Here is a 12,125-nt window from a genome sequence, read left to right as displayed (position 1 = left end):
ACGTGGTCTTTTACTGGCACTCTCCACGGATCCGTCACCTCGTAGTGGCAGAGTGGCGAGTTTCCGCAGATTCTGTGCACATCGACTTCGCGCAAGGCCCGCCCGGGTGGCTCGAACCGGCCGTATGTCGGCCATAATGGCTGACGTGTCGACCGCAACGGCTGCTGCCCCCCATGCCCACCAGCACGTGAGCGTCAACCGTCCGAACCCCGTGTCGGTCGGGACGATCGTCTGGCTCGCGAGCGAGCTCATGTTCTTCGCTGGCCTCTTCGCGATGTACTTCACCGTCCGGTCGGTGATGCCCGAGGCGGAGTGGGCCGCTCAGGCGGACAAGCTCAACATCACCTTCTCGACGATCAACACCACCGTGCTGGTGCTGTCGTCGGTCACCTGCCAGATGGGCGTGTGGGCCGCCGAGCGGTTCAAGCCGGTGCGCTCCGGCTCCCTGCTGCAGGTGAACAGGTGGGGCATGCACGAGTGGATGACGCTCACCTACCTCATGGGTGCGTTCTTCATCGGCGGCCAGATCTTCGAGTACACCGAGCTGGTGCACGAGGGCCTGACCATCTCGTCCAGCCCCTACGGCTCGGTCTTCTACCTGACCACCGGCTTCCACGGCCTCCACGTGCTGGGCGGCCTCATCGCCTTCCTGTTCCTGCTGGGGCGTTCCTTCGCCGCCAAGAACTTCGGCCACCACGAGGCCACCACCGCGATCGTCACGTCCTACTACTGGCACTTCGTCGACGTGGTGTGGATCGCCCTCTTCGCCGTCATCTACCTCCTGCGCTGAACCCCCCGGCCGGCGTCGCCGCCGGCACTGACCCTGCACCTTCGATCTGCGAGACGAGGATCATTTCGTGAAGGCACTCGCCGCCCGCAGGCACCACCGGTTCGCGCCGGTCGTGCTGTTGCTGCTGGCGCTGCTGGTCACGGGCGGCGTCTACGCCGCCCTGGCCCCGAGCCCGGCCCAGGCCGACACCGCCAGCACCGCGGACATCGAGACCGGGAAGAAGCTCTTCCAGGCCAACTGCGCCACCTGCCACGGCCCGAACGCGGAAGGCACCACCGAGGCGCCCTCGCTCGTCGGCGTCGGCGCGGCCGCGGTCGACTTCCAGGTCTCCACCGGCCGGATGCCGATGCAGATGAACGGCCCCCAGGCCGAGGCCAAGCCCCGGCAGATGGACGAGGAGCAGACCGCCGCGCTCGCCGCGTACGTCGCGTCCCTCGGCGCCGGCCCGGCCATCCCCACCGACGAGCAGGTGGACGGGAGCAAGGGCGACGCCGCCAACGGCATGGCGCTGTTCCGCACCAACTGCGCCATGTGCCACAACGCCGTGGGCGCCGGTGGCGCCCTCTCGGAGGGCAAGTTCGCGCCGCCGCTGTGGGACACCTCCGGCCGCAACGTGTACCAGGCCATGCTCACCGGCCCGCAGTCGATGCCGGTGTTCAACGACGCCAACATCACCCCTGACGAGAAGCGCGACATCATCGCCTTCCTCGACGAGCAGGACCAGGGCTCGGCCGGTGGCCTCACCCTGGGCTCGCTCGGCCCGGTCAGCGAGGGCCTCTGGGCCTGGATCATCGGCATCGGCCTGATCATCGGCGGCGCGGTGTGGATCGGAGCGAAGTCCTCGTGAGCGAGAACCAGAACCCCCAGGGCCCGTCGCGCGACGTGGCCCGGCACGACGGCGACGGCACGGTCGCCCGGACCGACCGTTTCGCGGACCCGGGCGTCCCTGCGCACCACCCCCGCCTGACGGACACCGACCCCAAGGCCGCCAAGCGCAACGAGCGGATCATCGCGATCCTCTTCGCCGTGTCGTGCCTCGGCACGATCGGCTCGATCGTGGCCTACTTCGCCGTCCGGCCGGACGGCACCACGCCCGGCGTGCGCCTCTCGACGGTGCTGCTCGGCGTCGCGATCGCGATCTCCCTCTTCGGCATCGGCTTCGCGGCCGTGCACTGGGCCAAGACCCTGATGTCGGGCAAGGAGTACGTCGAGGAGCGCCACTCGAGCAGCAGCTCGGAGGACGTGCGCGAGGTCGTCCAGCAGCAGTTCAAGGACGGTCTCGAGGACTCCGGCATCGCCCGCCGCCCCGTCCTCAAGGGCGCGGTCGTCTCCGCGCTCGCCCTCTTCCCGCTGACCATCGCCGTGCCGCTCGTGTCGAGCGTCGGTGGCACGTGGAACGTCGCCTCGTTCCGCCACACGATCTGGAAGAAGGGCGTCCGCCTGGCGTACGACCCCTCCGGGCGCCCGATCAAGGCCTCGGACCTCACGGTCGGCTCCGTCGCGCACGTCATCCCCGACGTGCCCGCCGAGGAGCGCGAGTCGCACGAGTGGATCACGGAGAAGTCGAAGGCGGTCGTGCTCCTCGTGCGCATGGACCCCCGCGACCTCAAGCGCGACCACCGCGAGGGCGCCTCCTACGACGGCATCGTCGCGTACTCGAAGATCTGCACCCACGTCGGGTGCCCGGTCGCCCTCTACGAGCAGCAGACGCACCACCTGCTGTGCCCGTGCCACCAGTCGACGTTCGACATCGCGGACGGTTGCAAGGTGGTCTTCGGACCGGCCAAGCGCCCGCTGCCCCAGCTGCCCATCACCGTCGACGACGAGGGGTATCTTGTGGCTGAGGACGACTTCAACGAGCCCATCGGCCCGAGCTACTGGGAGCGCCTGAAGTGAGCACCACGACCACTCCCCCCGCCACGGCGGAGCCGACGACCGTGATCGGCAAGTCCGCCGACTACCTCGACCAGCGGACCAAGGTCGGCGTGCTCGCGAAGCAGCTCGTCCGCAAGGTCTTCCCGGACCACTGGTCCTTCATGCTCGGCGAGATCGCGCTGTTCTCGTTCGTCGTGCTGCTCATCTCCGGCGTGTTCCTGGCGATGTTCTTCGACCCGTCGATGGCGCTCGTCACGCACCACGGCGCTCCGGCGACGATGGACGGACAGCTCATGTCCACGGCCTTCTCGTCGACGCTCAACATGTCGTTCGAGGTGCGCGGCGGCCTGCTCATGCGGCAGATCCACCACTGGTCGGCGCTGATCTTCGTCGCCGGCATCGTGGTGCACATGATGCGCGTCTTCTTCACCGGCGCCTTCCGCAAGCCCCGCGAGCTCAACTGGCTGGTCGGCACGATGCTGCTGATCCTCAGCCTCCTCGCCGGCTTCTCGGGCTACTCGCTCCCGGACGACGTGCTCTCCGGCAACGGCCTGCGCATCACCGACGGCGTCATCAAGTCGATCCCGATCATCGGGTCGTACCTCTCCTGGTTCGTCTTCGGCGGCGAGTTCCCGGGCGAGCACATCATCCCGCGCCTGTTCACGGTGCACATCCTGCTCGTGCCCGCGCTCATCCTGGCGCTGGTCGGCGTGCACCTGTTCCTCATGGTGCTGAACAAGCACACCCAGTACCCGGGCGGTGGCCGCACCGACAAGAACGTCGTCGGCTACCCCGCGGTCCCGGCGTTCGCCACGAAGATGGGCGGCAACTTCTTCATCATCTTCGGCGTGCTGGCCCTCATGGGCGGCACGATGGCGATCAACAACGTCTGGAACTACGGCCCGTACGACCCGTCACCGGTGTCAGCGGGAGCCCAGCCGGACTGGTACATGCTGTTCCTCGAGGGATCGCTGCGCCTCATGCCGGGCCAGGCCGAGATCGTCACGTGGGGCGACTTCACGCTGTCGCTGAACATCCTCGTGCCGGCGGTCATCATCCCGGGCCTGCTGTTCACGTTCCTCTTCGTGTACCCGTTCGTCGAGGCGAAGGTGACCGGCGACCACCGCGAGCACCACGTGCTCGACCGCCCGCGCAACGTCCCGGCCCGCACGGGCCTCGGCGTCGCGTTCCTGACGGCGTTCGTCATCCTGGCGCTGGCCGGGTCGAACGACCTCATCGCGACACACTTCGCCCTGTCGATCAACACGATCACCTGGGTCTTCCGGATCCTGTTCTTCGTCGGCCCGGTCTTCGCGTTCTGGGTCACGAAGCGGATCTGCCTGGGCCTGCAGCGCAAGGACCGCGAACTGGTGCTGCACGGTCACGAGACCGGCCGCATCGTCCGGTTCGCCAACGGCGAGTACATCGAGGTCCACCGCCCGCTCGACGAGCAGGAGCGCTGGCTGCGCGTCAACTACGAGGCGCACCGACCCCTGGAGGTCGAGCCTGCGACCGACGCCCGCGGCGTCAAGCGCAAGGGCTACAAGAAGGACAAGCGCTGGCAGAAGCTGTCGCAGTTCTTCTACGAGGACCGGGTGGAGCCCGTGACTCCGGCCGAGCTGGCCGCGGCGCACGCCCACGGCGAGCACGACGAGCTCGAGCCCGCCCACGACACCCCCGAGCTGGTCTCGGGGTCTGGCAACGTCGAGCGGGAGCACTGAGTCTCCTGCAGGCTGGAACGGTGGCCCGCGCTTCCCTCCCCCGACTCGTCGGGCGGGGTGCGCGGGCCGTCGTCGTCCCCGGCCGATGAGTTCGGTCGGAGACCGGTCGTCGACGACGTCCCCCATCGCACGCCGGGCACGACGTGCGGCACGCAACCGGAGGTAACTCAGCATGGCTGTCTACACGCTCCCTGACCTGCCCTACGACTACAGCGCCCTCGAGCCGCACATCAGCGGCAAGATCATGGAGCTGCACCACGACAAGCACCACGCCGCCTACGTCACCGGCGCCAACACCGCCCTGGACAAGCTCGCCGAGGCCCGCGAGTCCGGCGACAACGCCGCGGTGAACCTGCACGAGAAGAACCTCGCGTTCAACCTCGGCGGCCACACCAACCACACCGTCTTCTGGAACAACCTCTCCCCCGAGGGCGGCGGCCAGCCCGAGGGCGAGCTCGCCGAGGCCGTCAAGGACGCCTTCGGCTCGTTCGAGACGTTCCAGGCCCAGTTCGCCGCCGTCGCCACCGGCATCCAGGGCTCCGGCTGGGCCGTGCTCGGCTGGGACTCCATCGGCCAGCGCCTCGCGATCTTCCAGCTCTTCGACCAGCAGGCCAACGTCCCCGTCGGCATCACCCCGCTGTTCATGCTGGACATGTGGGAGCACGCCTTCTACCTGGACTACCTCAACGTCAAGGCCGACTACGTCAAGGCCGTCTGGAACATCGCGAACTGGCAGGACGTCGCCGCGCGCCTCCAGCGCGCCCGCACGCAGACCGCCGGGCTCATCGTCCCCGCCTGACCCGCTCAGCCCGCACAGGGCGGCGCAAGCACGCGCGAGGGCCCCGCACGCATCCGCGTGCGGGGCCCTTCGTCGTCCTCTCCGAGCTGCGCGGCAGCCTCGGGATCAGTTCTGGCCGAACTCCGAGTACGGGATCACGTCCTCGTCGGCGGGCGCCTGGACGTCGATCGGCTCGCCCCACTTGCTGAACGTCGACTCGACGACCATCTCCTGGCCCTCGACCTCCATCGTGATGTCGGCCTCCACGGGCAGCCCCTTCGGGTCCACCTTGTACACCGCGGAGATCTCGCCGAGCTGGTCCGCGGTCGACGCATCGATGCCCGCCGTGCCGTCCTTCACCTTGGACGGGTCGATCGTGGCCGTGTAGACCTCGGTCTCGACGCCGTCGACGGTCTCGGAGCCGGTGTGCTCGAACGAGGTGACGGCGTCGGCCATCGCCTCCGCCTGCGAGGCGGCGTCCATGGACTCCATCGAGTCGATCGTGCCGGCCAGGGCAGGGTCGTCCGCCATGTCCTCGGCGGTCATCGACAGGTACTTGCCCTGCGTCATCTCGCCCATGGACAGGTAGATCGTGCCGTCGAGCAGCACGATGTCCATGTCCATGCCCATGACCGCCATGGTCATCTGCAGGGTCGTCTCCTCGAACGTCGGGCCGTAGGCGACGTCGGCCGTCGTGGTGCTCTCGGTCATCCCGGCCGACTCGGCAAGCTCCCCCGAGTAGGTCAGCTCCATGTGCGCAGTCGAGGCCTCTCCCTGCGCGGCCTTCATCTTCCCGGCCAGGTCCGTCATCGTCGAGACCGTCGCGATCTCCGCCGCCTGCTCCTGGGCGGCCTGCTCGCCCCCGGCGGGTGCCGGGGACGCGCCCCCGCAGGCGCTCAGGGCGAGGGCGACCAGGCCTGCCGACGCCAGGGCCACGGTCTTCTGGGGGACGCGCATGCTGCTCCTTCTCGGGGAAACGTGAGACTTCATTGCATCACGGGACCGTCGTCCCATGGGCGGGTCGGACCGCGCGGACGCCGATCGTTGCCGATCCGTGTCCCGCGACGTCGCCTCCCCCCGGAACGGCGAAGAGCCCCTCACGCGAGTCGCGTGAGGGGCTCTCGTCAGAGCAGGAGCGTCAGTGGGCGTGCTGCCCGCGGCTGAACTCGAACACCCAGCCGACGAGCCCGATGACCCCGAGGATGAAGCCGATGTACAGCACCCACCAGCCCACGGCGAGCCCGAGGAACGCGACCGCGGCGGCAGCGGCGATGACCAGCGGCCACCAGCTCCACGGCGAGTACACGCCCTGGTCGCCGGCGCCCTGTTCGATCTCGCCCTCCTCGTCGTCCTCCGGGCGAGGGTCGATGCGACGCGCGGTGAGCGCCAGGTAGGCGCCCACCATGGCGACGAGCGCCCCTACGAGGGGGATGCCGAGGTAGCCGACCGGCTCCTGGAAGTGCGTGACCAACCCGTAGATCACGCCGACCAGGACGAAGAACGGGGCGAGGAACAGGAAGAGCTTGATCTCGATCTTCACTTGCGGTTCTCCTCCTCGTCGTCGATCACGGTGGTGGTCGACTGTGCGGCCGACGACTGCGCGCTGTCGCGTCGCTCCTCGACGAGCTGCTGGTGCCCCCGGCGCTCCGGGTCACCGAAGACCTGGTTGAGCGGGCCGTGGCCCGGCGCCTGCTCCATCGCCGCGACCTCGGGGTGGTGCAGGTCGAAGGCCGGCGACTCCGAGCGGATGCGCGGCAGCGAGGTGAAGTTGTGCCGCGGCGGCGGGCAGCTGGTGGCCCACTCGAGCGAGCGGCCGTAGCCCCACGGGTCGTCGACGGTGACCTTCGGCGCGTTGCGCCAGGTCGTGTACACGTTCCACAGGAACGGGAGGGTCGAGGCGGCCAGGATGAACGCGCCGATGGTCGACACCTGGTTCTCCCAGGTGAAGCCCTCCTCGGGCATGTAGTCCGCGTAGCGGCGGGCCATGCCCTCGACACCCAGCCAGTGCTGGATGAGGAAGGTCATGTGGAAGCCGACGAACAGCAGCCAGAAGTGGACCTTGCCGAGCCGCTCGTTGAGCATCCGGCCCGTGAACTTCGGCCACCAGAAGTAGAAGCCGGCGAACATCGCGAAGACCACGGTGCCGAAGACCACGTAGTGGAAGTGCGCCACCACGAAGTACGAGTCGGACAGGTGGAAGTCCAGGGCGGGGCTCGACAGGATGATGCCCGTCAGACCGCCGAAGAGGAAGGTCACGAGGAAGCCGATCGACCACAGCATGGGTGTCTCGAACGTGAGTTTCCCGCGCCACATCGTGCCGATCCAGTTGAAGAACTTCACGCCGGTCGGGATGGCGATCAGCATCGTCATGAAGGCGAAGAAGGGCAGGAGCACCGCACCGGTGACGTACATGTGGTGGGCCCACACCGTCACGGACAGCGCCGCGATCGCGATCGTCGCGTAGATCAGGCCCTTGTAGCCGAAGATCGGCTTGCGGCTGAAGACCGGGAAGATCTCCGACACGATGCCGAAGAACGGCAGCGCGATGATGTAGACCTCGGGGTGGCCGAAGAACCAGAACAGGTGCTGCCAGAGGATCGCCCCGCCGTTCTCGGGGTTGAAGACCTGCGCACCGAGGCGACGGTCGGCGCCCAGCGCGAACAGCGCAGAGGCCAGCGGCGGGAAGGCCATCAGCACGAGCAGGCTCGTGACGAGCGTGTTCCACGTGAAGATCGGCATCCGGAACATGGTCATGCCCGGCGCGCGCATCGTGATGATCGTGGTGATGAAGTTGACGGCACCGAGGATCGTGCCGAAGCCCGCCAGCGCGAGCCCGAACACCCAGAGGTCTCCGCCTAGCCCTGGACTGAACGTGGTGTTCGACAACGGCGCATAGGCGAACCAGCCGAACGACGCGGCGCCCTGCGGGGTGAAGAAGCCCGCCCCCGCGATGAGGCCGCCGAAGAGGAACAGCCAGTACGCGAACATGTTGAGCCGCGGGAACGCGACGTCGGGCGCACCGATCTGCAGCGGCATGATCACGTTGGCGAAGCCCGCGAACAACGGCGTCGCGAACAGCAGCAGCATGATCGTGCCGTGCATCGTGAAGAGCTGGTTGTACTGCTCCTTGCTCTGCACGACCTGCAGGCCGGGCATGAACAGCTCGGCGCGGATCAGCAGGGCGAGGATGCCACCCACGGCGAACCAGATGAACGACGTGATGAGGTACAGGTAGCCGATCGTCTTGTGGTCGGTGGAGGTGATCCACTTGACCACGGTGCGACCGAGGTTCTGGCGCTTCGGCGCGAGACCGGGGATGACCTCGACGTCGTGCGCGGGGGCAGTCGTGGCCGCCATCAGTTCTCGACCTCCGGGAGGGTGTCTTCCTGCGGGAAGTTCGCGTCGTGCTGCTGGCGGTTCAGGTCGAGCCCGAGCTCGCCGGTCTGGCCCGCGGCCTCGAGGTCGGCCATGTGGGCGTCGTACTCCGCCTGCGACACGACCTTGACGTTGAAGAGCATCCCGGAGTGGAACTCGCCGCAGAGCTCGGCGCACTTGCCGGCGTACGTGCCCTCACGGGTCGGGGTGACCTGGAAGGTGTTCGTCCGGCCCGGGATCATGTCCTGCTTGTACAGGAAGGCGGGGATCCAGAAGGAGTGGATGACGTCGCGCGAGTCCAGGGTGAACTCGACCGTCTGGTCGACCGGGAGGTACAGCGTCGGGACGTCCTTCGACGTGCCCGGGGCGCCGTCCACCTCGTCGTCGAGCGTCTGGCCGCCGACGTCGAGCAGGTGCTGCCCGGAGTCGTAGACGTCGTCGTCGAGGTAGTTGAAGTCCCAGCTCCACTGCTTGCCGATGACCTGGATGTTCACGTCCGGCTCGGCGCTGGTGTCCTGCACCGCCGACATGTCGCGGTCCGTGTAGAAGAACAGGACGAGGATCATGATCGTCGGCACGGCCGTGTACATGATCTCGAGCGGCATGTGGTAGCGCGTCTGGATCGGGAGCTGGTGGTCGTCCCGACGCTTGCGGTACGCCGCGACGCACCACAGCATCAGGCCCCATGTGATCACACCGACGATCAGCGCCGCGATCCAGGAGCCGACCCAGAGGTTGGTGATTCGCTCGGTCTGGTTGGTCACCTCCCCGTCGCTGTAGCCGGGCAGGTATCCGCGCTTGACGGAGTCGCTGGCACAACCGGAGGCCAACACGGCGACGGCGCCGGCGATAGCCGTCGCGCGCAGGATGACCCGCCGGGTGCGGGTGGGGCTCTTCGAGTGCAAGGGAGGCCTTTCACGTCACGTCCTGCCCGACCGCCACGGCCCCTCTGGGCAACAGGCACGCGGACAGGACCTTCGTCCTCGATGAAGTGCAGCCTAGCGCGCCCGGAGCAGGTTCGACGCCGCAAAAGCCCCCTCGGGGCGTGACTCTTTCCGCACGGGACGTCCACATCTCCTTCTTGCACACAGACCCCTGGAGAGTGTCAGATCGATCCTCAGGAGTGTCAGATCCTCGGAGCGCTCCTGGACCCCGACCGACCGGACCTCGAGACCCCGAAGATGGCACGATCGTGCCCCGGGCGCGCTTCGGGCGCCCGCCCGACCCGCCCGCCGACGGTGTCGGGACGCACGTCAGCCCCCACGGAGCACGCCTGTGACCGACACCACCGACCCGACCGGGAACCACTCCCCCTCGGCGCCGTCCACCCCGACGTCCCAGGCGGCGACCGCGGCGACGTCCTCAGCGACCGCCGGCTCACGGGTGCACCTGGACAACGGCGGGGGCGCCCCGCTGCACCCGCTCGCGCGGCAGGCCCTGCTGCAGGCGCTCGAGGACGGCTGGGCCGACCCGCACCGGCTGCACACCGAGGGACGCCGCGCGGCGCGGCTGCTCGACGGCGCACGAGAGGCCGTCGCCGCCGTCCTCGGCGCGCGCACGGAGGAGGTGCGCTTCACCGCCAGCCACGCGTCCGCCCTCCGCGACGCCCTGGTGGGCACCGTGCAGGCCCGGCGGCGCGCGGGTGGGGACGTCGTCGTGGGCGCCACCGAGCGCGCGGCGGTGCTGCACGCGGCGGCGGCCGCCGCAGGGGCCCGGGACGGCGAGCGCGTCGTGGTGGACGTCGACCGCCACGGCCGCGTCGACGCGGCGACCTTTGCGGAGCGGGTCGCGCGACCCGGCGTCGCGCTCGCCGCGCTCCAGCACGCCAACGGAGAGGTCGGCACGCGACAGCCGCTGGCCGTCGTGCACGACGCCGCGCGGGCGGCGGGGGTCCCGCTGCTCGTGGACGCGGGCGCGTCGCTGGGTCACGACGTCGTCCCCGACTCCTGGGACCTCCTCGCCGCCCACCCGGCCGACTGGGGCGGGCCCGCCGGGGTCGGCGTGCTCGCCGTGCGCCAGCGCGTGCGTGCCGTGCCGCCCGGGCCGGAGGACGCCGACCCCTGGGCGCCCGGCGGGGTGAGCGTGCCCGCCGCGTTCGCCGCCGCCGTGGCCCTCCAGGCGACGACGGCCGACCGCGCCGCCCAGGACGAGCGGCGCCGGCTCCTCACGGCGCGCGTGCGGGCGGCGGCCGCCGCCGTTCCCGACGTCGAGGTGGTGGGCGACCCGGACGACCGGCTCCCCCACGTCGTGACGTTCTCCTGCCTGTACGTGGACGGAGAGGCCCTCGTGACCGAGCTGGACCGGGCCGGGTTCGCGGTCGGCTCCGGCTCGGCCTGCACGGCCAGCACCCTGGAGCCGTCGCACGTGCTCGCGGCGATGGGGGTGCTCACGCACGGCAACGTGCGGATCGCCCTCGACCGGTCGACCACCGAGGACGACGTCGACCGCTTCCTCGCGGTCCTGCCGGGCGCCGTCCGGCGGGTGCGCGACGTGCTCGGGGTGGCCGGGCTGTGAGCACCGACGGCGCAGGGTCTGGCGCAGAGATCGGCGCAGATGCGGACGCCGTGGTGGTCGACGCCCGCGGCCTGCGCTGCCCGCTCCCGGTGATCCGGCTCGCCGCGGCGGCCCGCGACCTGCCCGCCGGGACGCTCGTGACCGTGCTGTCGACCGACCCGGCGGCCCGTCTCGACGTGCCCGCCTGGGCCCGGATGCGCGGGCACGCGACGGTCGGCGAGACCACGACCGGGACCGAGGCCGAGACCGGAGCGGCGGAGGAGCCCGACGACCGGGGCGGCGACGAGGACGGCGACGAGGACGGCGGCGTGGCCGGCGGGACCGCTCCGACGACGTGGTCGATCACCGTGCGTCTGGGCGCCGCCTCCTGATCCGCGACGACACTGATCCACGGCGACATTGGCCCGCGACGACACCGCCCCGCAACGACACCGCCCCGCAACGACGACGGCCCGGCCGCCCCGTGGGGGTGGCCGGGCCGTCGGAGTCGCTCAGCGGTTCAGCTGAAGGAACCGCCGCAGGCGCAGGAGCTGCCGGCGTTCGGGTTGTCGATCGTGAAGCCCTGCTTCTCGATGGTGTCCGCGAAGTCGATCTTCGCGCCCTCGAGGTAGGGCACGCTCATGCGGTCCACGACGACCTCGACGCCGTCGAAGTCACGCAGCGCGTCGCCGTCGAGGATGCGCTCGTCGAAGTAGAGCTGGTAGATCAGGCCGGAACAGCCGCCGGGCTGGACGGCCACACGCAGACGCAGGTCGTCGCGGCCCTCCTGCTCGAGGAGGCTGCGAACCTTGTCGGCGGCGACGTCGGACAGGTCCACGCCGTGCGTGGCGATCTCGGTGGTGTCGGTCATGCTTCCTCCAACAGGCGGGCCGGTAGAGCTGTTCCCGATCCTACGCGCGAATTCCGTGGGCGCGATGACGCGAGTCACAGGCGCGGCGCGGCGGGGGCGGGGGGGCCCGGCGGCCCCCCCCCCCCCGGGCGGGCCCCGGAGGGGCCCCCGGGCCCCCCCCCCCCCCCGGGGCCCCCCCCCCCGCGTGCCCCGGGGAGTGCACCCCCCACACCCCCGCCCCCC

General features: G+C 69.8%; 12 protein-coding genes. 7 read left to right on the top strand and 5 right to left on the bottom strand.

What is annotated here, in order from left to right; genetic code table 11:
* Positions 1 to 136: 136 nt before the first annotated feature.
* The 5 genes from ACFQ8E_RS13385 to ACFQ8E_RS13365 all read left to right on the top strand — a co-directional run bounded on the left by ACFQ8E_RS13385 (position 137) and on the right by ACFQ8E_RS13365 (position 5,185).
* Complete coding sequence (locus ACFQ8E_RS13385) at positions 137 to 790, top strand: heme-copper oxidase subunit III (RefSeq protein ID WP_430551055.1); 654 nt, start codon at positions 137 to 139, stop codon at positions 788 to 790.
* A gap of 67 nt (positions 791 to 857) precedes the next feature.
* A complete protein-coding gene (locus ACFQ8E_RS13380; RefSeq protein ID WP_430551054.1) occupies positions 858 to 1,637 on the top strand; it encodes a c-type cytochrome in 780 nt (259 codons plus the stop codon).
* On the top strand, positions 1,634 to 2,686 hold the full coding sequence (locus tag ACFQ8E_RS13375) for a Rieske 2Fe-2S domain-containing protein (protein WP_430551053.1): 1,053 nt from the start codon (positions 1,634 to 1,636) through the stop codon (positions 2,684 to 2,686). The genes ACFQ8E_RS13380 and ACFQ8E_RS13375 overlap by 4 nt, the downstream gene beginning before the upstream one ends.
* Positions 2,683 to 4,386, top strand: coding sequence for a cytochrome bc complex cytochrome b subunit (locus tag ACFQ8E_RS13370; RefSeq protein ID WP_430551052.1), 1,704 nt, complete (start codon positions 2,683 to 2,685; stop codon positions 4,384 to 4,386). The genes ACFQ8E_RS13375 and ACFQ8E_RS13370 overlap by 4 nt, the downstream gene beginning before the upstream one ends.
* A gap of 172 nt (positions 4,387 to 4,558) precedes the next feature.
* Positions 4,559 to 5,185 (top strand): superoxide dismutase, encoded by a 627-nt coding sequence (locus tag ACFQ8E_RS13365; protein ID WP_430551051.1) that lies wholly within the window; start codon positions 4,559 to 4,561, stop codon positions 5,183 to 5,185.
* A gap of 105 nt (positions 5,186 to 5,290) precedes the next feature.
* On the opposite strand, the gene ACFQ8E_RS13360 is transcribed toward ACFQ8E_RS13365, so the two are convergent.
* The 4 genes from ACFQ8E_RS13360 to coxB form a co-directional block, all read right to left on the bottom strand.
* A complete protein-coding gene (locus ACFQ8E_RS13360; RefSeq protein ID WP_430551050.1) occupies positions 5,291 to 6,121 on the bottom strand; it encodes an LppX_LprAFG lipoprotein in 831 nt (276 codons plus the stop codon).
* A gap of 181 nt (positions 6,122 to 6,302) precedes the next feature.
* Positions 6,303 to 6,704 carry a cytochrome c oxidase subunit 4 gene (locus ACFQ8E_RS13355; RefSeq protein WP_430551049.1) on the bottom strand — a complete coding sequence of 134 codons (402 nt, stop codon included), beginning with the start codon at positions 6,702 to 6,704 and terminating at the stop codon, positions 6,303 to 6,305.
* The gene (gene ctaD / locus ACFQ8E_RS13350; RefSeq protein WP_430551048.1) at positions 6,701 to 8,521 is read right to left on the bottom strand and encodes a cytochrome c oxidase subunit I; all 1,821 of its coding nucleotides are present in this window, start codon (positions 8,519 to 8,521) and stop codon (positions 6,701 to 6,703) included. The genes ACFQ8E_RS13355 and ctaD overlap by 4 nt, the downstream gene beginning before the upstream one ends.
* Positions 8,521 to 9,444 (bottom strand): cytochrome c oxidase subunit II, encoded by a 924-nt coding sequence (gene coxB / locus ACFQ8E_RS13345; RefSeq protein ID WP_430551047.1) that lies wholly within the window; start codon positions 9,442 to 9,444, stop codon positions 8,521 to 8,523. The genes ctaD and coxB overlap by 1 nt, the downstream gene beginning before the upstream one ends.
* Positions 9,445 to 9,922: 478 nt before the next feature.
* On the opposite strand from coxB, the gene ACFQ8E_RS13340 reads away from it, so the two are divergent.
* On the top strand, positions 9,923 to 11,053 hold the full coding sequence (locus ACFQ8E_RS13340) for a cysteine desulfurase family protein (RefSeq protein WP_430551264.1): 1,131 nt from the start codon (positions 9,923 to 9,925) through the stop codon (positions 11,051 to 11,053).
* 50 nt (positions 11,054 to 11,103) lie between these two features.
* A complete protein-coding gene (locus ACFQ8E_RS13335; protein WP_430551046.1) occupies positions 11,104 to 11,424 on the top strand; it encodes a sulfurtransferase TusA family protein in 321 nt (106 codons plus the stop codon).
* 128 nt (positions 11,425 to 11,552) lie between these two features.
* On the opposite strand, the gene erpA is transcribed toward ACFQ8E_RS13335, so the two are convergent.
* Entirely contained in the window at positions 11,553 to 11,903 is a 351-nt protein-coding gene (erpA, locus tag ACFQ8E_RS13330; protein WP_430551045.1) for an iron-sulfur cluster insertion protein ErpA, read from the bottom strand.
* Positions 11,904 to 12,125 lie beyond the last annotated feature (222 nt).

The organism is Isoptericola sp. NPDC056573, from assembly GCF_042793335.1.
GTDB lineage: Bacteria > Actinomycetota > Actinomycetes > Actinomycetales > Cellulomonadaceae > Isoptericola.
Note: the sequence above shows the minus strand (reverse complement) of the source record. Positions and strands in the feature narration are given on the sequence as shown.